Raw genomic sequence first — 23,041 nt, 5'->3', positions numbered from 1 at the left:
GGGCGCCCCCTTATCGACGTAATGTCGCAATATCGGGAAAAGGAGCGGATCGATGGCGATGCGGTTCGAGCACGAGTTCACTGTTCCGGTACCGATCGAGCAGGCGTGGGCGGTGCTGCTCGACGTGGAGCGGGTCGCGCCGTGCCTGCCGGGGGCCTCGCTCGACACCGTCGAGGGCGACGAGTTCACCGGCCGGATGAAGGTCAAGGTGGGGCCGATCACCGTGACCTATCGCGGCTCGGCCAGGTTCGAGGACGTGGACAAGGACGCTCACACGCTCACGATCCAGGCGTCGGGCAAGGAGGCCCGCGGCGCCGGCACGGCCGCGGCCACCGTCAAGGCGACGCTGAGCCCGGCCGACGGGTCGACCGCCGTCGTGGTGGAGACGTCGTTCAACGTGACCGGCCGTCCGGCGCAGTTCGGCCGCGGCGTGATGACCGAGGTGGGCGGCAAGCTGATCGACAGGTTCGCGGCCGACCTCGCCGACCTGCTGGCCGAGCCGGCGCACGAGCCGCCCGCCGCGCGGGAGGAGGCGCGGCCGGAGCCGCGAGCGGAGGCGGAGGAGCGGCACCTCACCGCGGTGCCCTCGCCCCCCGACCAGGACGTGCGGCCCTCGGGCACGTTGCGCACCTCGCGCACGGCCGACGAGGAGGCGCTGGACCTCCTGGAGATAGCCGGCGCCCCCCTGCTCAAGCGGCTCGCGCCGATCGCCGGAGCGATCGCCGCGCTGCTGCTCATCGGCTGGCTGATCAGACGACTCATGCGCTAATTCCAGCAAAAACACCATCAAGTCCGGACACATCTCCCGAACTGGGGGAATGCCTCTTTCCACGTGTCTGACTCGGGGGTGTTGGCATGCCGGACTGCACTGTCGTCGTGATCACGTACAACGATGCCGCGCGGCTGCCCAGGGCGGTGCGCTCCGTGCTCCGGCAGTCCCTGCACGACCTCGAGGTCGTCATCGCCGACGACTCCTCCACCGACGAGACCCCGCGGGTGGCCGAGGAGCTCATGCGCGCCGACCCGCGCGTGCGCTACCTGCGCCGGCACGCGAACAGCGGCGGCTGCGGCGCCCCCAGGAACGACGGCCTCGACGCCGCCGCCGCGCCTTACATCATGTTCCTCGACAGCGACGACGAGCTGCCCCGGCACGCCTGCAAAAGCCTGCTGACCGAGATCGAGCGGACCGGCGCCGACTTCGTGTCCGGGCAGATCTCCCGCCTGTACGAGTGGAACGGGCGGATGGAGCGCTACTACCCGTCGCTGTTCGCCAGGCGCAGGGTGGTGGAAGGCATCCGCGCGGAGCCGGAGCTGTTCCTCGACTCCTTCACCACCAACAAGCTCTACAGTGTCCGTTTCCTGCGCGACAGGATGCTGCGCTTCCCCGAGGACATCCTCTACGAGGACCACGTCTTCTCCACCGAGCTGTACGCCTCGTCCCACCGGTTCGCGATCGTGCCGTGGGTGGTCTACCACTGGCGCCGCGCGCGCGACCGCTCGTCCATCTCGCTCAGCATCAAGGAGATGGAGAACGTGCGGCACCGGGTCGTCGCCGCCAGGCGGAGCGACGACGTGCTGCGCCGCTACGGCGCGGGCGACCTGCTGCCCGCCCGGCAGGAGCGCTTCCTGCGCCAGGACCTGCGCGTCTACCTCAACCCGCTGCCGACCCGGGACCGGGTGTGGGTCAAGGAGTTCGCCGCGGTCGTCCGCCCGTACCTGGCGGAGATCCCCGCCGAGGTGCTGCACCGGGTCGACCCGATGACCAGGGTCTGCTGCCACCTCATCCTCGACGACCGGATCGACGACCTCAGGATCGCCGCGAGCTCGCTGGCCGGTTCCAAGGCGCCGCCCCGGGCCGCCGTGCGCAGCGAGGGTCGCACCTACTGGGGCACCACGGTCGCGGCCGGCATGGACATCACCGGGCTGCGACTGGCCGAGCTGCCCTTCAGCGCCAGCCGGCTGCGGCACGAGGTGACCGAGATCACCGCCGACGGCGACCGGGTCCGGATGACCGTGCACACCTACGACCCGTTCGGCGCGCTGCCCGCCGGCTGGAAGGCGTTCCTGCGGGCCGGCCGGGTGAAGATCCCCATCGAGCCCCGGCCGGCCGGTGAGGGCGGTTACGTCAGCGAGATCACCTTCACCCCCCGGGCGTCCTGCGAGCCGCGCATCGGCTTCACCCGCCTGTCCGACGGCCACACCACGACCGACCGGCTGATGGTCGACCCCGGCCTGCGGCCGATCGAGCTGCCGGGCGCCAATGTGAGGACCGACGGCTACGCGGCCTACCTGCGCGTGCGCTCCCGCTCCCACGTGCGCCCGCTGCTGGGCCGGATCAAGCGCGCCCTGCTGAGAAGGCTCAGCACCCCCGGCAACAAGCTGCGCTGCTACAAGGCCCTGATCAGGCTGCTGCCGCCACGCCGGAACCTGGCCCTGTTCGAGTCGGACGTCGGCAAGGGCTGCACCGGCAGCCCGCGCGCCGTCTACGAGGAGGTGAGGCGGCGCGGGCTGCCGATCGAGGTGGTCTGGTCGGTGGCCGGGGACCGCCGCGCCTTCCCCGCCGCCGCGCGCCTGGTGCGCCGCAGCAGCTGGCGCTACGTCTGGACGATGGCCCGCGCGGGCATCTGGGTGGACAGCCACGGCTTCCCGCTCGACTACCCGAAGCCCCGCCGCACCCGCTACCTGCAGACCTGGCACGGCCAGGGCATCAAGACGATCGGCTTCGACGCGCCGGACCTGCGCGCGGACTTCGACCAGCCGCGCGCCCGGTGGCGCGCCGCCGTCGCCCGCTGGGACGCCCTGGTCTCGCCCAGCGAGGAGTTCTCGCGCCGCTTCCCGGCCTCCAACGGCTACACGGGCCCGGTCTACAGGTACGGGACGCCGCGCTGCGACGCCCTGGTCCGGGGGACGTCCCGGTACGACGTGCGGGAGCGACTGGAGATCCCCGACGGACGCAAGGTGCTCCTCTACGCGCCCACCTACCGCGACCGGGCGAAGGGCAGCGGCGTGTCGGTGCGGGCGGACCTGGAGCTCATGGCCGAGGAGCTGGCCGGCGAGTGGGTGGTCGTCCTGCGGACCCACCCGGTGGAGAAGTACGAGGTGCCGTCGCACCTGCGATACTTCGCCCGGCCCGCCGGGTCGTACCCCGAGATCAACGACCTGATGCTGGCCTCCGACGCGCTGCTGACCGACTACTCGTCGGTGATGTGCGACTACGCGCTGACCGGCAAGCCGATGCTGTTCTACATCGACGACTGGGACGACTACCGGCGGTCCGAGCGGGGCGTCTACCACGACCTGCCGGCCATCGCCCCGGGACCGTGCGTGACCACGACCCGGGAGCTGATCGATCGGATCCGCGACCTGCCCGCGGCGCACGCCTCCTGCGCCGACCGGTACGCCGCCTTCCGGGAGCTGTGGTGCGCCGACGAGCGGGGCGACGCGGCGGCCAGGATCGTGGACGACTTCTTCGAGGCGAGGTTCATCAAGGAGAGGTTCATCAAGGAGAGGAGGGTGTCGTGAGCGTGGTCTTCGCCTGCCTGGACGCCGACACGCTGGGCGGCATCCAGCAGGTGACGCACACCCTGGCGCAGGGCCTGGCCGGGCGCGGACACGACGTGCACGTGATCGGCCTGCACCGGGCCCGTTCGCCGTTCCGCTACGTCGACGAGCCGCTCTACCGTCAGCACGTGATCAGCCACACTCCGATGGACTCGCGGAGCCGGCCGGCGCGCTGGGCGGCCGACCGGCGCCTGGCCAGGCTGCTCGGCACGATGCGTCCCGGATTCGCGGTCATGACCTCACCCGGGATGGTGACCAGGATGGCCGGCGCGGTGCCCGCCTGGCTGCGGCCGATCGGCCAGTATCACGGCTCCTACGAGCACGCCCGCGACTGCTGGCACCTCGGCTCGATCCGTACCCGCTACGCCGAGCTCGACCAGGCGGTCTTCCTGAGCCGTGACGACGCGTGGATGTTCGCCGAGCACGCGCTGCTGCCCAACGCCTGGTCGGTGCCGAACCCGCTGGGCGCCTGGCCGGAGGAGGTGTCGGCGCTGGAGACGCCCCGGGTGCTGGGCGTCGGGCGGCTGGAGGGCGTCAAGCGGTTCGACCGGCTGATCAGCGCGTTCGCCCGGTCGGGCGCCCCGCCGGGGTGGGAGCTGCACCTGATCGGCGACGGCGGCGAGCTGGACCGGCTGCGCGCCCACGCGGCCCAGGAGGGCGTCGGGGAGCGGGTGGTCTTCAGAGGCCGCGTGCCCGCGGCCGAGATGCCGCGCGAATACCTGGACGCCTCGATCCTGGCGGTGACCAGCGAGCACGAGGGGTTGCCCGTCGTGCTGCTGGAGTCGGCCGCGCACGGTGTGCCCGCGGTGGCCTTCGACGTGTCGGGCGGGGTCCGCTCGGCGGGCCCCGTGCTCGTCCCGCCCGGCGATGTGGACGCCTTCGGCCAGGAACTGGCCACGCTCATGGACTCCGCGCAGGAGCGGCGGCGGCTGGGCGCCACCGCCCGTGCCACGGCCGAGGCGTTCCGCCTCGACCACGTCCTGGACGGATGGGAGTCCCTGTTCGCTCACATCGAGCGCTGAGCCCTACAGCGTCCGGTCTGCCAGCTCGGGCGACTCGATCCGCTGGCGCGGCACGCCGGCGATCGCCCGCTGGCCGGAGGTGAGCAGCGCGGCCACCGGGCTGGGCTCGCGCAGCCGGTTGATGCGGTCGCGCATGCCCTTGCGCAGGCGGCTGGCGCGGCGCTTCTGCATGGTCTTCTGGCAGGCCGCCAGGTGCGCCTTGGCCGCCGGCGCGGCGCCGGTCAGCTCGTAGCCCTGACTCTTCAGCCGGTCACCGAGAACGTCCTCGCACAGCGCGATCTCCCACGCCTCGAGGCGCGAGGCCCAGCTGCCCACCCGGGCGCGGGTCACGTCGCCGTGGGTGTTGCTGTGCCAGACCTTGTGCACGGGCACGGCCACGCTGGCCGCCTCGCGCGGCGAGATCATCGACTCGTCGAAGTCCTCCTCCAGGAAGACGCAGAGCTTCTTCAGCTCGGTCGACGGGTCGTCGGTGAGGTCCTCGTAGCGCAGTTCGTAGTAGTTGTCGGCGTTCATCGTCCGGCGCAGCTTGACCCCCGCGTCCATGGCCTCGGCCCAGGTGGAGACCGCGTGGAAGGAGTTGTGCGTGAACCAGGGCATCTCCTTCAGCGAGGCCACGCAGTCGCGGCCGTCCCTGATCAGGTGGATGAACTGGGCGTCGGGGAAGAGCCTGAGCAGCATGTCGACCTGCTTGACGTAGCTGGGCCGCTTGTCGCCCCAGCGGGGCTTGTCGAAGCGGTCGGCGTACATCCGGAAGGTCGTCCCGATCACCGAGCCGAGCGAGCCGGGGCCCTCGACGGCCTCCCGGATGAACTCGTCCTTGTCGATCTTGAGCTCGTGGAACTTGGTGGTCCGGTCGCCCGCGATCCACTCGGCGAGGGCCTGGCGGCGCTGCGCGAGGCGCATGTCGCCGAACATCCGGCGGCGGTAGTAGGCCGGTACGAGGTACCGGGTCTCCGGTGGCACCGCGATCCTCGGGTGCGAGTGGAGCATGAGCTGCAGCATCGTGGTGCCGGACCGCGGGCAGCCGACGACGAACACTGGGCGATCGGACATTTTCCTTCAAACCCCCGAAACTTAGACGAGAACGTGCTCTCGGCTCTCCACCTGGACCGGCACGCTGTGCCTGCGGGTGAAAAGCCACATCCGGTAGACAAGGAAGATCTCGTTGGCGAGAAGCAGGGCGCCGGCGGCCGCCGCGACGGGCACCAGGGCCACCACTCCGACGAGCGGCGCCACCACGAACACCGCGGCGTGAAACTCGATGCCGCTGATCAGGTGGGAGCGGACGCGGCGACGCGCCAGATACCTGTTGATCCGCTTCATGAACCGGCGCACCCTGACGGCGGGCGTGAGGGGCCTGCCCCGGGAGGCGCGCCGGGTCCGGGCGACAGGCTCGTCCGTGGCGAACTGCCGCGCGAGCTCCGCCGCCTCGGCCCGTGCCAGCTTGATCGTCTCGCGCACCCGCTTCATCTGCGGCGCGTTGACGTACCGGAACAGGTCCAGCACGGCCACCCCGGCCCCGAGCAGGATGTAGCGCACGTCCCCCGTGAGCGTGTACTGCCCGTACGCCAGGCCCATGGCGCAGAAGACCACCCTGACCCGATCACCCACGTAGTCGAGCCAGAGGCCGAAGGGCGTCCCCGTGCCCTTGAGCCTGGCGATCTTGCCGTCGACGCAGTCGACCGTGAAGCTCAGGTAGAACACAACCGAGCCCGCCACCAGGTGGTCCAGGGCGAAGCAGGTCGCCGAGACCAGGCCGAGGACCAGCGAGAGCACCGTGAGCTCATTGGGCGTGATCCGTGTGTGGTTGGCCACCAGCAGAGCTGCCCGGCAGGCGACCGGGTCCACGACGTACACGGTCCACCAGGAATCTCTCCGCTTACGTGTCGCGTAGACGTCCTCGAGCGAATAGGTCCTCATGGCTCCCAGCATGGCCACGACTCGCGCTCGACTGATTACTCTCTGGAACTACTAGAGGATGTCCATGCCCGTTCTTGACCATCCCGGCACGGACAGCCGCCACGGACGGTGACCGTCGCCGTCGCGGAAGCGTTCCTCCAGCACCAGGCCCCTGGTCTCGGCCCGCACGTGCATCCGCCAGTTGGGCCGCCCGCCCTTGAGCCAGGCCGGATCGATCGTCATGACGACGCCGCGCGCGCCCACCCGCCGCGCCTCCAGCGCCACATGACGCTTGCCGTCGGTCAGCCACACCTCCAGCCGGCCCGCCCGGCGCCGCACACGGTGGATCGCCACCTCGCCGCGCACGACGAACCGGTCACCGTTCCACCGGCAGTCCTCGACCGTGGCCAGCAGCCTGAGCTCGTCGCGGGCGTCGTACACCTCGTCGGGGATCTTGAGCGAGCGGTCGCGGAAGTAGGGGTAGTCGCCGTACCAGCCGGTCGTGCGCAGCCCGCGCGGCACGATCCTGGTGCCGTTCACGGCGGCGCGCCGGAACTTGCGCACCTCCCGCAGTTGCTTGACCAGCCCGCGCTCGATCAGGTGCAGTTCGAGCCGGCGCAGTGACGACGCGGCGGCGCGCACGTCCGGGCTCAGCGTGGCCACCCACTGGCGGCCCAGGTCGACCAGCGCCGGGATCTCGTCGCGCTCCGCCTGCTCCAGCGCCTGGAACAGGAAGACGGTGTCCTTCTCCAGGACCAGGCCGTCGAAGGAGTGGGCCAGGTCGGGCGCCTCCTCCTCCAGGAAGGACCTGACCTCCCGGATGGCGGTCAGCCGCTCGGCCAGGTTGGCGTGCTCGGCCCGCCGCTGGGTGATCGACGTCTCTCCGGAGTCGCGCTCGCGCCAGTGGTAGACGACGTCGGACAACACGTCCACGCTCGCGGCCAGCACGTGCGCCCGCATGCTGAGCGGCACGTCCTCGTAGATCCCCGAGGCGAACCGCAGCCGCTGCTCATGCCAGAAGTCGCGGCGGTAGACCTTGTTCCACACCGTCCGGTCCCTGATGAGCATCCGCCTGTCCATGATGTGGGTGCGCCGCACCTCACGCCTGAACACCTTCTCGTGCAGGGTCGACTCGGCCAGCTCGCCCTCCCTGAGCCGCCGCACCCCACCGCACGCGAGGTCGGACCCGGTCCGCTCCAGCGAGGAGACCAGCATCCCGTACGCCTCGGGCGGCACGACGTCGTCGCTGTCCGCGAAGGCCAGGTAGGTCCCACGGGCCCGCGACACTCCCTCGTTGCGGGCCGGGCCGGGACCCCGGTTGGGCTGGTGGACCACGACGAACCGCGCGTCGCGGGCCGCGAAACTCTCGGCGATCCGCGCGCTGCCGTCCTGCGAGCCGTCGTCGACCAGGATGACCTCGATGTCCGGCAGTGTCTGGGCCGCCAGCGACTCCAGGCACTCGGTGATGTACGGCTCGACGTTGTAGACCGGGACGACGACGCTGACCTGGGGCGTCATGCCGCGACTCCTTGTGTGCGGGGGATGCTTAGAGGGCAGGATGCCCCGGCCATCGCCGTGGGGCGGCGGGCGATGCCTCTCCCTGATCAGCTCTTTACCCGATCAGGCATCCGCTACGGTGTGGAGCCGTACGAGCACGAAGCGTAGGGGGCGATGATGCTGAGGCGCGCCGGAGACCACGACCTGCCCGTCATGCGCCGCTGGCGCAACCATCCACGGGTCCGCGCGGCGAGCTTCACCACCCATGAGATCGGCGAGGCCGAGCACGCCCGCTGGTGGGCGGCGGTCGGCGACGATCCGGCCCGGCGCGTGCTGGTCTACGAGCACGACGGGGTCGCCGCGGGCGTGGTGACCTTCTCCGGGCTGCGGGCCGGCTCACGGTGCGCCGACTGGGGCTTCTACCTCGACCTCGACGGTCTCGAACGGTCCGGCGCGCTGCTGCGGGCGTGGATCGGGGTGGAGCGGGCGGCCATCGACCACGCGTTCGGCCCGCTCGGGCTGACCACGCTCCGCGGCGAGGTGCTGGCCTGCAACGAGGCGGTCAGGCGGCTGCACCGCCGGTTCGGGTTCGTCGAGACCGGCCGCCACCCGCGAGACATCGACGGCACACCCGTCGAGGTCGTCGCCATCCAGCTCACCAGGGAGGAAGACGCGTGATCGAGATAGCGGGCCGCGCCATCGGAGCCGACCGGCCGCCGTTCGTCATCGCCGAGATGTCGGGCAACCACAACGGGAGCCTGGAGCGGGCTCTCACGATCGTCGACGCGGTGGCCGCCGCCGGGGCCCATGCGCTGAAGCTGCAGACCTACCGGCCCGACACCATCACGATCGACGCCGACGGGCCCGCCTTCCGCATGGGCGACGCGCACGAGCTGTGGGGCGGCGAGCGCCTCTACCAGCTGTTCGAACGGGCCCACACGCCGTGGGAGTGGCACGAGCCGATCTTCGACCGGGCCCGTTCGCTGGGGCTGATCCCGTTCTCCTCGCCGTTCGATCCCACGGCCGTCGAACTCCTGGAGAAGCTCGGCGCGCCGGCGTACAAGATCGCGTCCTCGGAGGTCGTGGACCTGCCGCTGATCCGGCTCGTCGCCGGCACCGGCAAGCCGCTGATCATCTCCACCGGCATGGCCTCGATCGGCGAGATCCACGCCGCGGTGGAGGCCGCCCGCGAGGCCGGCTGCACCCAGCTCGCCGTGCTGTCGTGCACCGCCTCCTATCCCGCCTCCCCCGCCGAGAGCAACCTGCGCGCGCTGCCGCTGCTCGCCGGGCTCACCGGCGCGGTCGTCGGCGTGTCCGACCACACGCCGGGCCTCGGCGTGGCGCTCGCGGCGGTCGCGCTCGGGGCCTGCCTGATCGAGAAGCACGTCACGACGGCCCGGAGCGACGGCGGCGTCGACGCGGCGTTCTCGCTGGAGCCCGCCGAGCTGGCGGCCCTGGTCGTGGAGAGCGAGCGCGCCTGGCAGTCGCTGGGGAGCCCGGTCATCGGCCCGCGCGCCTCCGAACGCGAGGGGCTGCGCTTCCGCCGGTCGCTCTACGTGGTCAGCCAGGTGCGGGCGGGCGAGCCGGTGACCGAGCGGAACGTCCGCTCCATCCGGCCCGCCGGCGGGCTGCCTCCCGCGGCCGTCGCCGAGGTGATGGGCCGCCGCTTCACCAGGGACGCCGCGCCGGGCACCCCCCTCACTTGGGACCTCATCTGACTCCACGTGTCCGCTCTCAGCGGAGGGCGTCCGCCCCCGGCGTCCGCTCTCAGCGGAGCGTGTAAGGGGCATCTGGCCCCGGCGTCCGCTCTCAGCGGAGCGTGAGGAGGGCGTCGGCGACGCGTTCCCTGCCCCTGCCGTCGATCAGGCCGCTGCCCCGCCTGCCGTACTTCTCGCGCAGCCCGGCGTCGGCGAGCAGGCGGGCGAGCGCCTCGATGGCCGCGGCGTCGGCCCTGGGGCCGAGCCCGGCGGCGATGCCGTCGCGCACCAGCGGCTCGTAGCCGACCAGCTGGTTGGCCGCCACCCAGGTCAGCGCCGTCGGCACCCCCAGGTAGAGCAGCTCCCAGACGGTCGAGCCCGCCGCGGAGACCACCAGGTCGGCCTCGGCCATCAGCTGGGGCAGCCGGTCGGTGGGCGGGATGACCGTGACGGGCCCGTCGGCGCGGAACTTCCTGGGGGTGACCACCGTGGCCCGGAACGGGAGCCCGGTGTCGAGCAGCGCCCGGGTCCAGGCCGGCGCCACGCCCGCGCTGTCGGTGCCGCCGAAGCAGCAGAGCACACGAGGCACGCTCCCCCTGTCGCCGGCGCCCCTGTCACCCGCCGGTCCGTCACCAGCGCCCTTGCCTCCGGCGCCCCTGTCCGCGGCGGCCCCGTCCCCAGCGGCCCTGCCCGCGGCGGCCCCGTACCCGGCGGCCCCGTCCCCAGCGGCCCCGTCCCCAGCAGCCCCGTCCCCAGCGGCCCTGCCCGCGGCGGCCCCGTACCCGGCGGCCCCGTCTCCAGCGGCCCTGCCCGCGGCGGCCCCGTACCCGGCGGCCCTGCCCGCGGCGGCCCCGTACCCGGCGGGCCCGCGGAGGTCGCGGAGGTCGCGGACGCTGTCGCGCAGCAGCACGTAGCGAGCGCCCGCGAGCCGCTCGGCGAACATCGGGAAGGGGCGCAGCTCGGCGCCGAGATTCTGGTCGAGGTAGAGATCGGCCTCCTGGCCGAGGTGGTCGCCGTCGATGATGGCGAGCACCGCCGCGCCCGTAGCCCTGATCGCCGCGCCCGTGCCGGGAGGCAGCTCGTAGGAGTCGAGCACGACCGCGCCGAGCCCCAGGTCGCGCACCAGCCCGGCCAGCCGGTCGGGCCGGGCGGGAGCCGGGAGCAGCGGGAGCCCGCGTTCGAGCAGTTGGGTCCGCGCCCATGGGGAGCCGGCCAGGTTGCCCAGGAAGCGCACCTCCATGCCCCGGGCGCACAGCTCCTCGGCCAGCGCGACACAGCGCACCAGGTGGCCGAGCCCGCTCCGGACACCCGCGTCGCAGCGGATGCCGATCGCGCCCGTCATGCCTCCTGCAACGCTTTCTGCTCGACGTGCGCGTTGAGCAGGCGGACGTCCGGCCTGGCCCGCAGGAAGCCGACCAGCACCGCGAAGGGCACGCACCGGTCACCGAACTCGGCGACGACGTGGGAGATGAGCCGCCAGTCGTCCTCGGTGTCGAGCGTGACCCGCAGATCGGGCGCCGCGGGGCTGTGGGCGAGGCCGAGCAGCCGCGAGCCGCCCGGATGCGAGTAGACGTAGGAGGTGACGTGGACGCGGTGGTGGCCGGTGGCCTCCCGGTCGGCCCGGCGCAGCGCGGGCACGCCGACGATCTCGACGTCGAGGCCGCGCGGCAGTGTGCGGGCCAGGCCGGTGCTCACGTAGTCGAGGCCGGGGACCGCCCGGTAGACCAGCGCGGCCTCGCGGATCACCTCGGGGTCGAGCAGCGGGCAGTCGGCCGTGATCCTCATCACCGCGTCGCCCGGACGGGCGGCCAGCGCCTGGACGAACCTGGTGAGCACGTCGTCGACCGGGCCCCGGTGCCACCGGACGCCGAGGGTGCGGCACTCGGCCACCACCGCGTCGTCGGCGGGCTCGTTCGTGGTCGCCACCACGAGGTCGTCGACGGCGCCCGCCTGGCGTACGGCTCGCACCACCCAGCTCAGCACCGAGCGGCCGTGGAGATCGCGCAGGACCTTGCCCGGCAGGCGCGTGGATCCCATACGCGCCTGAATGATTCCGACAATCCGCACCGAAGCCCCAATCCCCACTATGACCATGCGTCGCCAGTCGATCGCGCTATGCTACCGGCCAGCTCGGACGACTACAGTGCGTAAACGCGATTCAGGGGGTCACGTGAGCATTCTCAGTGGATCGTCGGTTCTGATCACCGGAGGCACGGGGTCCTTCGGCAAGGCGTTCATCCGGCACGCGCTCAACTCCCTCGACCTGCGCCGGCTGGTGGTGTTCTCACGCGACGAGCTGAAGCAGTGGGAGGCCCGCCAGCTGTTCGGCGACGACCGGCGGCTGCGCTGGTTCATCGGCGACGTCAGAGACCGCGACCGGCTGGCCCGGGCCATGCACGGCGTCGACCACGTGGTCCACGCCGCCGCGCTCAAGCAGGTCGACACGGCCGAATACAACCCGTTCGAGTACGTCCGCACCAACGTCTCGGGGTCACAGAACGTGGTCGAGGCCGCCATCGACAGCGGGGTGCGCAAGGTCGTCGCCCTCTCCACCGACAAGGCCTCCAGCCCGATCAACCTGTACGGCGCCACGAAGCTGGTCGCCGACAAGCTGTTCGTCTCGGCCAACCACTACGCCGCCGGCCACGTCACCCGCTTCGCCGTGGTGCGCTACGGCAACGTGGTGGGCAGCCGGGGCTCGGTGGTGCCGTTCTTCCAGCGGCTGGCCGAGGAGGGCGGCAGCCTGCCGATCACCGACAAGCGGATGACCAGGTTCTGGATCACACTCGACCAGGCCGTGCGGTTCGTCGTCGAGTCCTTCGAGCTGATGCGGGGCGGCGAGCTGTACGTGCCGCGCATCCCCAGCATGCGGATCACGGACCTGGCCGAGGCGGTGGCGCCGCGGAGCCCGATCTACGAGATCGGCATCAGGCCGGGCGAGAAACTGCACGAGGAGATGATCGGCCCCGACGACGGCCGCCGGGCCCTTCGGCTGGCCGACCGCTACATCGTCCAGCCGACGATCGCCACCTGGGGCTATTCGCCGCCGCAGGACGCCGAGCTCCTGCCGGAGGGATTCTGCTACCGCTCCGACACCAACGACCGTTGGCTGTCGGTCGACGACCTGCGCGGCATCGTGGCGGCCGGCGTCTGATGCTGCCCTACGGACGCCACTCGATCATCCAGGACGACATCGACGCGGTGGCCGAGGTGCTGCGCGGCGACTGGCTGACCACGGGCCCCGCGGTCGACCGGTTCGAGGCCGAGCTGGCCCGCTGGACGGGTGGCGTGCCGTGCCTGGCCGTCACGTCCGGCACCGCCGCGCTGCACGTCGCCTACGCGGCCGCCGGCATCGGGCCGGGCGACGAGGTGATCACCTCGCCGTTGACGTTCGTGGCGACCGCCGCCACTGCCGCTCTGCGCGGGGCGCGCGTGGTCTTCGCCGACGTGCAGCCCGACACGGGCAACCTCGATCCCGGCGCCGCCGAGGCGGCGGTGACCGGACGCACCCGCGCGATCACCGCGGTCGACTACGCGGGCCATCCGGCCGACTACGACGAGCTGCGCCAGGTCGCCGATCAGGCCGGCGCGTCGCTGATCGGCGACGCGGCGCACTCCCTCGGCTCGACGTACAAGGACCGGCCGGTGGGGCTGCTGGCCGACCTCACCACGTTCTCCTTCTTCCCGACCAAGACGGTGACCACCGCCGAGGGCGGCGCGGTCGCGGTGGCCGACCCGGAGCGGTTCGCGCGGGCCGCCCGCTTCCGAAACCACGGCCTGATCAGGGACCCGGCCGAGCAGCGCGACCCCGGCCATGGCGGCTGGCACCAGGAGGTCCACGAGTTCGGGCTCAACTACCGGCTGCCCGACGTGCTCTGCGCGCTCGGCCTCAGCCAGTTGCGGCGGCTCGGGGCCTTCCGGGCCCGGCGGGCCGAGTTGGTCGCCCGCTACCACGCGCTCCTCGACGGCCTGCCCGGCCTCACGCTGCCGGCGTGGCGGCCCTACACCGCGCCCAGCTGGCACCTCTACCCGGTCAGGATCGGCGACGGCCGTCGGCGCGAGGTCTACCAGCGGATGCGCGCGGCCGGCATCGGGGTGCAGGTCAACTACGTGCCCGCCTACTGGCATCCGGTGTTCGAGGACCTCGGATACCGCCGCGGGCTCTGCCCGCGGGCCGAGGCCTACTACGCCGAACAGCTCTCGCTGCCGCTCTTCCCCGACCTCACCGACGCCCAGCAGGACCGGGTCGCCGACCACCTGGCCACCATCCTGCGCTAGCGCGGCCGCCGACCGCCCATCCGCGTCGGTACGGCCGGTCAGCGTTCGGCCAGCACCAGGCAGCCGTCGCCGCCCCGGTCGACCTCGAAGCGCCGGTCGGCCACGGTCGCCACGGGCCGTTCCCGGGTGCGCACCAGGGGCCGGATCTCCCGGCCCTGGTCGATGACGACCTCCCACCTCGACTCCTGGCCGACGGACTCGTCGACGTCGCGCAGCGGAACCCGGGCCTGGAAGCGATGCCCGTTCATGGCCAGCGAGAAGTACATCTCCTCGCCGTCGCTCCTGCGTACCAGCCTGAGCACCGGCTCCCCGTCGCCGAGGTCGGCCAGCTCCCCCGACAGGAGCAGGTCGTCGCCGTCGACACGGCACTCGCCGATGACCGCCTCGGCCCGGCACAGCCGCAGCCCCCACACCCCCCTGCGGTTGCGCACCGGCACCAGCCAGGTGTTGCCCCGGCGCGCCGGAGCCGGAGGCGCGAGCGGCAGCCCGTGGGGCGTGACGACCCTCCCGGCCAGCCGCAGCCCGGTGGCCCGCAACTCGGCCCGCAGGTCCCACTGCCCCCTGCGGGCCAGCTGCGCCGGCGTCAGCGCGGCCGGGTCGAACGCGAACCCGAAGGGGAAACCGCCTCTCTCCCACGTGACGCCCCGCCTGCCGCCCGGACCGGGGAGCGGCACGGTCTCGGCGGTGCCGCGCTCCTCCAGCCACACGCGAACACCGGTCCGGCGCAGCTCCCTGCCGTCGAACCGGCCGGCGGACAGCACCCCCTGGCCGTACAGGACGCCGTCGCGCCACTCCAGGGTCGTCAGCCGGGTCACCAGCTCCAGCTCGTCCGTGACCTCCGACAGGTGCTCCGGCATCGCCGGATGCCGGCCGTACCAGTGTCTGCGCGCGAACCCGGGGCGGCTGAGGCGCGGCCACAGGCGCCCGTCGCGTTCCTGCGCGAACAGGTCGGCCAGGTCGTCCAGGCGCCGCCGGTGCAGCAGGTGGACGAGGAGGCGGTGCGCGTACGGGATGTCCAGCCACTCCTCCGGCGCGACGCCGTCGAGGTAGCGGACGGCGAGGTCGACGAGCCCGGGATCCGCCTCGGCGCCCAGGCCGGCCACGGCCTCCACCGCGACGGTCAGGTCGATGACCAGCGTGTCGCGGTCGAAGGGCGGCTTCAGCTCGGGCGCCCACCCGGCGAGCAGTTCGGCCGTCTGCAGCACCGACAGCAGACGGTCGCGCAGGTTGCCGGGCTCCAGGCGGCGCTGGGTGATCGAGGCGCCCTCCTCGTCGCGCTGCCGCCAGTGGTAGACGACGCACTTGAGCACGTCGACGGCGGCGGCTCCCACGTGGGCGGCGATGGAGACGGGCTGGTCCTCGTACCTGCGCTCGGGGAAGCACAGGCCGAGGGCGTCCCAGAAGGAACGCCGGTAGACCTTGTTCCACACCATGCGGTCGCGGATCAGCAGCGGGTGGCGGGTGATGTGGGTGCGTTTCAGCGGCTCGGCGAACGCCTTGCGGTGCGCCCAGGACGGCACGAGCAGGTTGCGGTGCAACCGCATGACGTTTCCGCAGGCCAGATCGGAGCCCGTGGACTCGAGCGAGGACACCAGCCGCTGGAACGCGGCGGGCGGCACCGTGTCGTCGCCGTCGACGAAGGCGAGGTAGCGGCCGGTCGCGTGCCGCACGCCGGTGTTGCGGGCGTGCCCGGCGCCGTGGTTGGCCTGCCGGATCAGCCGCACCCGCGCGTCGGCCGCCATCTTGGCCTCGACCACCGCCGCGCCACCGTCGAGGCCGCCGTCGTCGACGCAGATCACCTCCAGGTCCTGGAGCTGTTGCGCCGTGATCGAGTCGAGGCAGGCCCCGACGTACTTCTCGACGTTGTGAAACGGGACGATCACCGAAAGAACCGGCATGAGAGCCTTCTTTCCTCAGCGAGACAGCATGCGCATGACCTTGCGGGCCACCTTCCGCGGATGGACGAGGCGGCGGGAGAGGCGGTATCCGAGCGTCCTGCGGTAGGCGGCCACCTTCCGCTGGCTCCTGCGCACCTTGGCCCGGGCGCGCACCAGCTCCCGCTCGCGATAGGTGAGCTTGGTCTCCAGGCGCGCGACCCTGGCCAGCGCGGCGGTCAGCTGGTCGGCCAGCCGGTCGCGGGCGCCGAGCAGGTCGCGGTAGGTGGGCGGCGCGTCGGGCACCTCGGCCGGCTGCCCCAGCTCCGCGTCGAGCTTCCTGGCCTGGTCGAGGTCGGCCTGGTCGCACGGCTTGCCGGCCATGCCGCACAGCGTCAGGGTCAGCTGGTCGGCCGCCAGCGGCCAGGGCCACGGGTGGTGGTGGCCGGCCGCCAGCAGCCGGACCGCGAACCTCCACAGGATCCGGCAGAGCACGATCCGGGCGACCGGCGCGGTGGCCGGGACGGGCATCGGGATGACGGCGGCGAAGTGCTCGCCGTCCCAGACGAGGTTGTCGGCCGTGGCGTCGCCGCCGTCCGTGACCCAGTCGGCCAGCTTGGCGAGCAGCTCGCGCACGGCCCGTACGTCCTCGCGGGCGCATGCCTCGACCAGCATCTCCTCCACGACCCGGCCGCGCGGGATGGGCCGCCCCGCGCCGCCGGGCAGCCTCCTGATGGCGGCCCGTGTGACCTCGTGCACGGCCCGGCCCACCTCGATGAGACCGGGCGGCAGCTCGACGTCGCCGGCGTCGCCCGGCCGGGTGGCGACCGCCAGCCAGAGCGGGGCGAGCTGCTCGCCGAGCCCGTGCCTGAAGGCCAGCCGGGACAGCCGCAGCGGATCGGCGACGCGCATCGTGTCACCGCCGCGCGCGCCGAGCGGAACCGTCAGCGCCTCCGGCAGGTCCTGGGCCAGCAGCTCGCGCCCGAGCAGCGCGCGCGGGGTCCGGTGTCCCGGATAGGCGGCGTAGCACCGGTCGACCGCCAGCCCGGCCGACTCCAGCGCCCGGTCGAGGCGGCCGGCGCCGCTCGGGTGGCTCGGGTCGAAGCCGTGCGGCTCCCACTGGCCGTCGCCGCCCTCCCGGTCGGGGGGCCGGGCCTCGACGAACCGGTCGATCCCGAGGTCGTTGGCGACCGCCAGGACCAGCCGGCCGCCCGGGGCGACGAGTGCGGTCAGCGCGTCGAGCGACGCCTGCCAGGACGGCGGGGGCTCCTCCGCCGAACAGGTGCGCCGCAGGCCGTCGAGCGCCAGGACCAGGTCGTACGGCTCCTCGCCGGTGAGCGCCCGCAGCCTGCCGCAGTGGACGGTCAGGGAGGGGTGGCGCTCGCCGATCGCGCACGCGTCGGGATAGGAGCGCACCAGCACGGCGGCCGACGACGCGCGGGCGGCCACCGCGTCGACCAGCACCTGCGGATGCGGGCCCGCCAGCAGCACCCTGCCCTCGGCGCCCTCGGCCGGGAGCAGCCGCCTGACCAGCTCCAGCCCCGATCCCCGCCAGTCGATGGCGTCGTCCGCGTCGGACCACAGCAGCATCTCGCCACCGATCAACCGGACGTTCTGGGGTGCCTCGTTCATGCGGGCCGCACCCGCTTCCAGCCGAACATGCGTCGTAGCTCCTCCGGTGTCGCCTGGTGGTCGAATCCCAGCTCGCGCCGCGCGGTCTCGGTGGCCAGGGCGCGGTCGACGTGCTCTCCGTGCAGCTCGGGCCACAGGCGCAGCCGCCTGGCCGTGCCGCCGTACTCGGGCCGTTCGTCCTCGTACTGCATCGGGTCGCCGTAGACGGCCACGTCGCACCCGACTGAGGCGCCGTAGAACAGCGCGCTGCCGAGCCGGTTGGAGGCCACCCGGCGGTGCCGTCGCAGCTCGGTCAACTGCCTGCGCAGGAAGCCGCGTCCCCTGCGGTCCCAGCGCGACCCGCGCTCGCCGTGGCAGATGACCCGGAAACCCGCCGACTCGTACGCCTGCCTGATGGCCGGATTGGCGAATTCGAGCCAGTAAAGGCAGATTGTCACCGGGCCGGTCTCCACCTCACGAATCTGGGCGGCGAGGCGCGCGTGGTCACCACGGACCGAACTTTTTTCCCAGCCGTGGAACGGATACCAGATCGTCCCTTTCCGGTCTGGCACTACGCCGAGATCGGGCTCCAGCGCGAGAAGGTAGATCCAGGGGGATCCGATGACGTAGTGACCCCTGCGCCCCATCGACCATCCACGGCGTCTGAGCACGTCGGACCAGACGAATCTGGGATATCCGGGGCTGCACCAGTGGTCGTCGGGCGGGAATCCGTGGAGATAGTTCCAGCCGTGCTGCAGGAAACCCTGTATTCGCTTGGGCGTGTCGTCAGCCAGCCCGCAATATCTGCCGAGTATTCGGGAATGCCCGTACCAGTGATTGGACTTGTCCATCATTCCCCCCGTGGTGACCGGCGTGCCGCGTCCGACATTCCCAGCCCAAGAGCCGCACCACAGGCGTTTATACGGTTCCATTACTCGCGACCGTCGCTGGTTTGAGCCGCGCACGATCGGGGCTACACTACGTCTCGGTACGACCACAGAGAGTGAGTCATCATGGGTCATCTCGACCGGCTGCGCGACGTCTTCCGTGCCTCGCTGAGCCTTCCGGACGGCACCGATGTCGACGGCCTCGAATACCGGGCGATCCCGCAGTGGGACTCGCTCGCGCACATGGCGCTGGTCGCCGCGATGGAGGACGAGTTCGCCGTCATGATCGACACTGACGAGATGATCGACATGAGTTCGTTCGCGCACGCGGCCCGGCTGCTGGAGAAGCATGGTGTCGGCGCCGCGATCTGACCCGCGCGTGGCCCTGGTCACCGGTTCGACCTCGGGCATCGGGCGGGCCATCGCGGTGAGACTCGCCAAAACCGGGCACGAGGTCGTCGTCCACGGGCGCGACCAGGAGCGCGCGGCGAAGGCCGCGGCCGAGACCGCGGCCGAGACCGGCGGGCGGGCCGGTTCCGTCCACGGCGACGTGGCCGACCCCGACGCGGTGTCCGCGATGATGCGCGAGGTCCGCAGGCGGCACGAGCGGCTCGACGCGCTGGTGATCAACGCCGGAGTGCACGAGGCCGGCCTGCTGGGGATGATGTCCAGCGCCGCGGTGATCAGGCTGTTCGAGACCAACGCGATGGGCGCCGCCCACACGCTGCAGGCGGCGGTCCGGCTGCTGCGCCGGGGCATGAGCCCGGCCGTGGTCCTGGTCTCGTCGGTCATGGGCCACCGGGGGGCGCCCGGCCAGGCGGTCTACTCCGCGACGAAGGCCTCCCTGCTCGGGCTGACCATGGCCGCCGCCAGAGAGCTGGGCCCGGCCGGCATCCGGGTCAACGCGGTGGCTCCCGGCTACATCGACACCGGCATGCTGGCCACCCTCGACGACCGGGCCCGCGCCGCGACGGTCGCCGCGACCCCGCTCGGCCGCCTGGGCAACTCCGACGACGTGGCCACCGCCGTGGCCTTCCTGCTGTCCGGTCACGCGGGCTTCATCACCGGCCAGGTCATCGGCGTGGACGGCGGGCTGGTGCTCTGAGGATGGACGATTTCCCGCATCCCCACTTCCCGCATCCCCACGCACGGCTCGTCGTCGCCGGGGAGCCCGACGCGCTCTCCGGCGACGAGGTGGCCGCGCGGATCGAGCGCACCGCCCAGGTCCTGACCCGGCTGCCACCCGGCCCGCTGTTCTGCGGGATGCGCAACGACCTGGCGTCCGTGGTGCGCTACCTCGCCGCGTGGCGCGCCGGCCGGCCGGTCGCGCTGCTCGACCCCGACCTCTCGGCCGGCGCGCTGACCGAGCTCATCGCGCGGTTCCGGCCCGCCGGGCTGACCGGTTTCGCGCACGCGGTCGAAGGCTCGCCCCGTGGCCGCCGCCCGGACGACGAGCCGCATCCCGACCTGGCCGTGCTGCTCGCCACCTCGGGCTCGACCGGCAATCCGAGGCTCGTCCGGCTGTCGCGGGCGGCCGTGCTGGCCAACGCCCGCGCCATCGCCGCCGCTCTGTCCATCGGCCCCGACGAGGTCGCGCCGACCAGCCTCCCTCTCCACTACAGCTACGGGCTGTCGGTGCTCAACAGCCACCTCGTCGCGGGCGCGACCGTGGTGCTCACCGATGCGGGCCTGCTGGAGCGCTCGTTCTGGACCCACCTCGACGCCCACCGCTGCACCTCGCTCGCGGGCGTCCCCTATCAGTACGAAATGCTGCGCAGGCTCCGGTTCGACGCGGCCGAGCACCCCAGCCTCACCACGCTCACCCAGGCGGGCGGGCGGCTTCGGCCCGAGCTCGTGACCCGGTTCGCCGCCGTCTCCGAGCGCTTCTTCGTGATGTACGGCCAGACCGAGGCCACCGCCCGCATCGCGGTCCTGCCCCCCGAGCGGCTGCCCGACAAGCCGGGCTCGGCGGGCCAGGTCCTGCCGGGCGGGCGGCTGGCCGTCGACGACGGCGAGATCGTCTACCACGGCCCCAACGTGATGATGGGCTACGCCGAGACGTCAGCCGACCTGGCCAGGGGCGACGACCTGGGCGGCGTGCTCCGCACCGGCGACCTGGGCCACCTCGACGACGAGGGTTTCCTCTTCCTCACCGGCCGGGCCAGGCGCATCGCCAAGATCTTCGGTGTCCGGGTCAACCTCGACGACGTCGAGCGGCTGCTGCGCGACTGCGGTCCGATCGCGGTGACCAGCGGCGACGACCGGGTCACGGTCTGGGCCGAGGGGCTCGACCGCGACGGGTGCGGCCGGCTCGCCCGGCGGCTGGGCATGGAGCTGCGGCTGCACTGGAGCGGCTTCGACGTGCGCGCCGTCGACCGGCTGCCGCTGCTGGCCACGGGCAAGGTCGACTACCGCGCGCTGGAGGCCCGCGCGTGACGGTCTTCACCCTGACCGAGGCCGAGCGGGAGGCGGTGTTGCTGCCCCGGCTGGCCGTGCTGACCGCACGGCACCGCCGCGCCTGCCCGCCCTACGCGAGGATCCTGGACGCGATCGGGTCGGCGCCCCCCTACTCGAGGGTGGCCGACCTGCCGTGGCTGCCGGTGCGGCTGTTCAAGACCCACGAGCTGCGCAGCGTGCCGGAGGAGCAGGTGTTCCGGGTGCTGACCTCCAGCGGCACCACCGGGCAGTCGCCCAGCCGGATCCATCTCGACCGCGAGGCGGCGGCGGCCCAGCCACGCATGCTGGCCGCGACGCTCAAGGCCGTGCTCGGCGAGCGGCGGCTGCCCATGCTGATCGTCGACAGCCGCTCGGCGATGCGCGGCCCGGCGCTCAGCGCCCGGGGGGCGGGGGTGCTCGGCATGATGAACCTCGGCAGGCACTACACGTTCGTGCTCGACGAGGGCGGCGAGCCCGACTCGGCGGCGGTGCGAAACTTCCTGGCGCGCCACGGTGACGAGCCCTACCTGATCTTCGGGTTCACCTTCATGGTCTGGCTCCACCTGCGCGAGCTGGGCCTCGATCTGTCCCGGGGCGTCCTGATCCACTCCGGCGGCTGGAAGAGGCTGACCGAGCGGGCCGTGGACGCCGCCGTGTTCCGGAGCACGCTGGGCCGCGAGTGCGGGCTGACCCGCATCCACGACTTCTACGGGATGGTCGAGCAGATCGGCACCGTGTTCCTGGAGGGGCCGGACGGTGGCGGGCTCTACTGCCCCGACTTCGCCAATGTGCTGGTCCGCGACCCGGAGACCTGGGAAGAGGCCCCGCCGGGCGTCCCCGGGCTGATCGAGGTGGTGAGCACGTTGCCCACCTCCTATCCGGGGCACGTCCTGCTGACCGAGGACCTCGGGGTCGTCCACGGGGTCGACGACGGCGCCTGGCCGGGCAAGCGCTTCTCCATCCTCGGGCGCCTGCCACGAGCCGAGGTCCGTGGCTGCAGCGACACGGCGGCCGCATGACGTCCGCCGGGGCGCCGCTCGACGTGTTGTTCCCCTCGGCCAGGGCCGTGACGGTCGAGGCGCTGCTCGGTGAGCTGTCCGCCGGTGCGCTGCGGGCCGGGGACGAGCGGGTGCGCGACTTCCTGGCGGCGTTCGGGCGGCGGCTGCTGGCCCCCGCGCTGGCGAGGCGCCATCCCGAGCTGGCCTCGCTCGGCTTCTTCCTGCGGCCCGGCGAGCTGAAGCGCACCCTCGACGGGCTGCGCGGCGAGCATCTGCGGGTGCCGCGCGGCCTGGTCCTGCACATCCCGCCCGCGAACGTCGACACCGTCTTCGTCTACTCCTGGGCGCTGTCCGCGCTGATGGGCAACCGCAACGTCGTCCGGCTCTCGCCGCGGGCCGGCGCCGTGGCCGCGACGATCGTGCGGACACTCCAGGAGTCGCTCGCCGACGCCGACCCGGTGGTGGCCGCGACGCAGCGCATCGTCTCCTACGACCGTTCCGACACGGTCACCGCGGCGCTCTCGGCGGCCTGCGACCTGCGGGTGATCTGGGGTGGCGACCGTACGGTGGCGGAGATCCGCCGGCATCCGCTCGCCCCGCACGCGCGCGACCTCACCTTCCCCGACCGGTCGTCGTTCGCGGTCGTCCGGGCGGCGGCGTGGCTGGAGGCGCCGCCGGCCACGCGTGACGCGGTGGCCGACGCATTCGCCGTCGACTCCTACTGGTTCGACCAGGCCGCCTGCTCGTCGCCGCGCACAGTGTTCTGGGTGGGTTCGCCCGCCGAGTGCGAGGCGGCCCGGACAGAGTTCACCGCCTGCCTGGCCCGGGCGGTGGCGCGACGGGGCTGGACCGTCGACACCGCGATGGCGGTCGAGAAGCGGGTCGCCACCTACGGCCTGGCCGCCGACGGCGCCGCCGACTCGATCGGCTTCCACGGCAACACCCTGGCCAGTGTGGTGCTGAGCAGGCCGGAGGCGGCTCCCCGGTGCTGGCTGGGCGCGGGCACGTTCGCGCACACCCGGCTCGACGCCCTGGCCGAGCTGGCCGGGCTGGTGAAGCGCAAGGACCAGACGCTGACACATTTCGGCTTCGCGCGGGCCGAGCTGGAGGAGCTGGCCGAGTCGCTGGCCGGGCGGGGCGTCGACCGCATGGTGCCCATCGGCGGGGCGCTCAGCTTCCACCGCGTCTGGGACGGCGTCGACCTGCCGGCCGAGTTCACCCGCCTGGTCACCGTCACCGGATGACCCGGCACGTGCGTCCGGATTTGGGCTTAAGGTGTCA

Annotated in this window: 20 protein-coding genes; 12 read left to right on the top strand and 8 right to left on the bottom strand. The window is 72.6% G+C overall.

Features of this window, described 5'->3' with window-relative positions; genetic code table 11:
• Positions 1-52 precede the first annotated feature (52 nt).
• The 3 genes from AB0C16_RS12540 to AB0C16_RS12530 all read left to right on the top strand — a co-directional run bounded on the left by AB0C16_RS12540 (position 53) and on the right by AB0C16_RS12530 (position 4,583).
• A complete protein-coding gene (locus AB0C16_RS12540) occupies positions 53-769 on the top strand; it encodes an SRPBCC family protein (RefSeq protein ID WP_357681848.1) in 717 nt (238 codons plus the stop codon).
• A gap of 86 nt (positions 770-855) precedes the next feature.
• A complete protein-coding gene (locus AB0C16_RS12535; protein ID WP_357681846.1) occupies positions 856-3,522 on the top strand; it encodes a CDP-glycerol glycerophosphotransferase family protein in 2,667 nt (888 codons plus the stop codon).
• On the top strand, positions 3,519-4,583 hold the full coding sequence (locus AB0C16_RS12530; RefSeq protein ID WP_357681844.1) for a glycosyltransferase: 1,065 nt from the start codon (positions 3,519-3,521) through the stop codon (positions 4,581-4,583). Before AB0C16_RS12535 ends, AB0C16_RS12530 begins: the two co-directional genes overlap by 4 nt.
• 3 nt (positions 4,584-4,586) lie before the next feature.
• Here AB0C16_RS12530 and AB0C16_RS12525 read toward each other — a convergent pair whose 3' ends face one another.
• Genes AB0C16_RS12525 through AB0C16_RS12515 form a run of 3 tightly spaced genes read right to left on the bottom strand, consistent with a single transcriptional unit; the run spans position 4,587 to position 8,000 of the window.
• Positions 4,587-5,636 carry a sulfotransferase gene (locus AB0C16_RS12525; RefSeq protein ID WP_357681842.1) on the bottom strand — a complete coding sequence of 350 codons (1,050 nt, stop codon included), beginning with the start codon at positions 5,634-5,636 and terminating at the stop codon, positions 4,587-4,589.
• A gap of 21 nt (positions 5,637-5,657) precedes the next feature.
• A complete protein-coding gene (locus AB0C16_RS12520) occupies positions 5,658-6,503 on the bottom strand; it encodes a CDP-alcohol phosphatidyltransferase family protein (RefSeq protein ID WP_357681840.1) in 846 nt (281 codons plus the stop codon).
• A 51-nt stretch (positions 6,504-6,554) separates the two neighbouring features.
• Positions 6,555-8,000: a glycosyltransferase family 2 protein gene (locus AB0C16_RS12515; RefSeq protein WP_357681838.1), complete on the bottom strand. Its 1,446-nt coding sequence runs from the start codon at positions 7,998-8,000 to the stop codon at positions 6,555-6,557.
• A 153-nt stretch (positions 8,001-8,153) separates the two neighbouring features.
• Between AB0C16_RS12515 and AB0C16_RS12510 the strand changes: the two genes are divergently transcribed.
• A complete protein-coding gene (locus tag AB0C16_RS12510) occupies positions 8,154-8,657 on the top strand; it encodes a GNAT family N-acetyltransferase (protein ID WP_357681836.1) in 504 nt (167 codons plus the stop codon).
• Entirely contained in the window at positions 8,654-9,697 is a 1,044-nt protein-coding gene (gene pseI / locus AB0C16_RS12505; protein WP_357681834.1) for a pseudaminic acid synthase, read from the top strand. The genes AB0C16_RS12510 and pseI overlap by 4 nt, the downstream gene beginning before the upstream one ends.
• Before the next feature lie 91 nt (positions 9,698-9,788).
• Here pseI and AB0C16_RS12500 read toward each other — a convergent pair whose 3' ends face one another.
• On the bottom strand, positions 9,789-11,018 hold the full coding sequence (locus AB0C16_RS12500; protein ID WP_357681832.1) for a glycosyltransferase: 1,230 nt from the start codon (positions 11,016-11,018) through the stop codon (positions 9,789-9,791).
• Entirely contained in the window at positions 11,015-11,770 is a 756-nt protein-coding gene (locus tag AB0C16_RS12495) for a glycosyltransferase family protein (protein WP_357681830.1), read from the bottom strand. The genes AB0C16_RS12500 and AB0C16_RS12495 overlap by 4 nt, the downstream gene beginning before the upstream one ends.
• Positions 11,771-11,846: 76 nt before the next feature.
• Between AB0C16_RS12495 and pseB the strand changes: the two genes are divergently transcribed.
• Both pseB and AB0C16_RS12485 read left to right on the top strand, forming a co-directional pair.
• Positions 11,847-12,830: a UDP-N-acetylglucosamine 4,6-dehydratase (inverting) gene (gene pseB / locus AB0C16_RS12490; RefSeq protein ID WP_357681828.1), complete on the top strand. Its 984-nt coding sequence runs from the start codon at positions 11,847-11,849 to the stop codon at positions 12,828-12,830.
• Entirely contained in the window at positions 12,830-13,954 is a 1,125-nt protein-coding gene (locus AB0C16_RS12485; protein ID WP_357681826.1) for an aminotransferase class I/II-fold pyridoxal phosphate-dependent enzyme, read from the top strand. The genes pseB and AB0C16_RS12485 overlap by 1 nt, the downstream gene beginning before the upstream one ends.
• 38 nt (positions 13,955-13,992) lie before the next feature.
• On the opposite strand, the gene AB0C16_RS12480 is transcribed toward AB0C16_RS12485, so the two are convergent.
• The 3 genes from AB0C16_RS12480 to AB0C16_RS12470 are packed head-to-tail and all read right to left on the bottom strand — an operon-like array spanning position 13,993 to position 18,290.
• Positions 13,993-15,852, bottom strand: a complete 1,860-nt coding sequence (locus AB0C16_RS12480; RefSeq protein WP_357681824.1) for a glycosyltransferase family 2 protein — start codon at positions 15,850-15,852, stop codon at positions 13,993-13,995.
• 15 nt (positions 15,853-15,867) lie between these two features.
• Positions 15,868-17,460 (bottom strand): hypothetical protein, encoded by a 1,593-nt coding sequence (locus tag AB0C16_RS12475; RefSeq protein ID WP_357681822.1) that lies wholly within the window; start codon positions 17,458-17,460, stop codon positions 15,868-15,870.
• Entirely contained in the window at positions 17,457-18,290 is an 834-nt protein-coding gene (locus AB0C16_RS12470; protein ID WP_357681820.1) for a hypothetical protein, read from the bottom strand. Before AB0C16_RS12470 ends, AB0C16_RS12475 begins: the two co-directional genes overlap by 4 nt.
• A 162-nt stretch (positions 18,291-18,452) precedes the next feature.
• On the opposite strand from AB0C16_RS12470, the gene AB0C16_RS12465 reads away from it, so the two are divergent.
• From AB0C16_RS12465 to AB0C16_RS12445, 5 genes are read left to right on the top strand one after another with little or no spacing between them, the layout of a single operon-like run.
• The gene (locus AB0C16_RS12465; RefSeq protein WP_357681818.1) at positions 18,453-18,698 is read left to right on the top strand and encodes an acyl carrier protein; all 246 of its coding nucleotides are present in this window, start codon (positions 18,453-18,455) and stop codon (positions 18,696-18,698) included.
• Positions 18,699-18,705: 7 nt separating this feature from the next.
• Entirely contained in the window at positions 18,706-19,431 is a 726-nt protein-coding gene (locus AB0C16_RS12460) for an SDR family oxidoreductase (protein WP_357681816.1), read from the top strand.
• Positions 19,432-19,433: 2 nt separating this feature from the next.
• On the top strand, positions 19,434-20,762 hold the full coding sequence (locus AB0C16_RS12455; RefSeq protein ID WP_357681815.1) for an AMP-binding protein: 1,329 nt from the start codon (positions 19,434-19,436) through the stop codon (positions 20,760-20,762).
• Complete coding sequence (locus tag AB0C16_RS12450; RefSeq protein WP_357681813.1) at positions 20,759-21,781, top strand: acyl-protein synthetase; 1,023 nt, start codon at positions 20,759-20,761, stop codon at positions 21,779-21,781. Before AB0C16_RS12455 ends, AB0C16_RS12450 begins: the two co-directional genes overlap by 4 nt.
• A complete protein-coding gene (locus AB0C16_RS12445) occupies positions 21,778-23,004 on the top strand; it encodes an acyl-CoA reductase (RefSeq protein WP_357681811.1) in 1,227 nt (408 codons plus the stop codon). The genes AB0C16_RS12450 and AB0C16_RS12445 overlap by 4 nt, the downstream gene beginning before the upstream one ends.
• The last annotated feature ends 37 nt before the right edge of the window (positions 23,005-23,041 follow it).

It is taken from the genome of Nonomuraea sp. NPDC048916 (genome assembly GCF_040649575.1).
GTDB lineage: Bacteria > Actinomycetota > Actinomycetes > Streptosporangiales > Streptosporangiaceae > Nonomuraea.
This window is presented reverse-complemented; position numbering and strand designations above follow the sequence as displayed.

Bases quoted from the DNA above. Each gene is read 5' to 3' on its own strand.
- AB0C16_RS12525 (WP_357681842.1), bottom strand. From the start codon at position 5,636: ATGTCCGATCGCCCAGTGTTCGTCGTCGGCTGCCCGCGGTCCGGCACC.
- AB0C16_RS12470 (WP_357681820.1), bottom strand. From the start codon at position 18,290: ATGGACAAGTCCAATCACTGGTACGGGCATTCCCGAATACTCGGCAGA.
- AB0C16_RS12475 (WP_357681822.1), bottom strand. From the start codon at position 17,460: ATGAACGAGGCACCCCAGAACGTCCGGTTGATCGGTGGCGAGATGCTG.
- AB0C16_RS12465 (WP_357681818.1), top strand. From the start codon at position 18,453: ATGGGTCATCTCGACCGGCTGCGCGACGTCTTCCGTGCCTCGCTGAGC.
- AB0C16_RS12510 (WP_357681836.1), top strand. From the start codon at position 8,154: ATGATGCTGAGGCGCGCCGGAGACCACGACCTGCCCGTCATGCGCCGC.
- AB0C16_RS12515 (WP_357681838.1), bottom strand. From the start codon at position 8,000: ATGACGCCCCAGGTCAGCGTCGTCGTCCCGGTCTACAACGTCGAGCCG.
- AB0C16_RS12535 (WP_357681846.1), top strand. From the start codon at position 856: ATGCCGGACTGCACTGTCGTCGTGATCACGTACAACGATGCCGCGCGG.
- AB0C16_RS12520 (WP_357681840.1), bottom strand. From the start codon at position 6,503: ATGAGGACCTATTCGCTCGAGGACGTCTACGCGACACGTAAGCGGAGA.
- AB0C16_RS12480 (WP_357681824.1), bottom strand. From the start codon at position 15,852: ATGCCGGTTCTTTCGGTGATCGTCCCGTTTCACAACGTCGAGAAGTAC.
- AB0C16_RS12500 (WP_357681832.1), bottom strand. From the start codon at position 11,018: ATGACGGGCGCGATCGGCATCCGCTGCGACGCGGGTGTCCGGAGCGGG.
- AB0C16_RS12540 (WP_357681848.1), top strand. From the start codon at position 53: ATGGCGATGCGGTTCGAGCACGAGTTCACTGTTCCGGTACCGATCGAG.
- AB0C16_RS12455 (WP_357681815.1), top strand. From the start codon at position 19,434: ATGGACGATTTCCCGCATCCCCACTTCCCGCATCCCCACGCACGGCTC.
- AB0C16_RS12495 (WP_357681830.1), bottom strand. From the start codon at position 11,770: ATGGTCATAGTGGGGATTGGGGCTTCGGTGCGGATTGTCGGAATCATT.
- AB0C16_RS12485 (WP_357681826.1), top strand. From the start codon at position 12,830: ATGCTGCCCTACGGACGCCACTCGATCATCCAGGACGACATCGACGCG.
- AB0C16_RS12445 (WP_357681811.1), top strand. From the start codon at position 21,778: ATGACGTCCGCCGGGGCGCCGCTCGACGTGTTGTTCCCCTCGGCCAGG.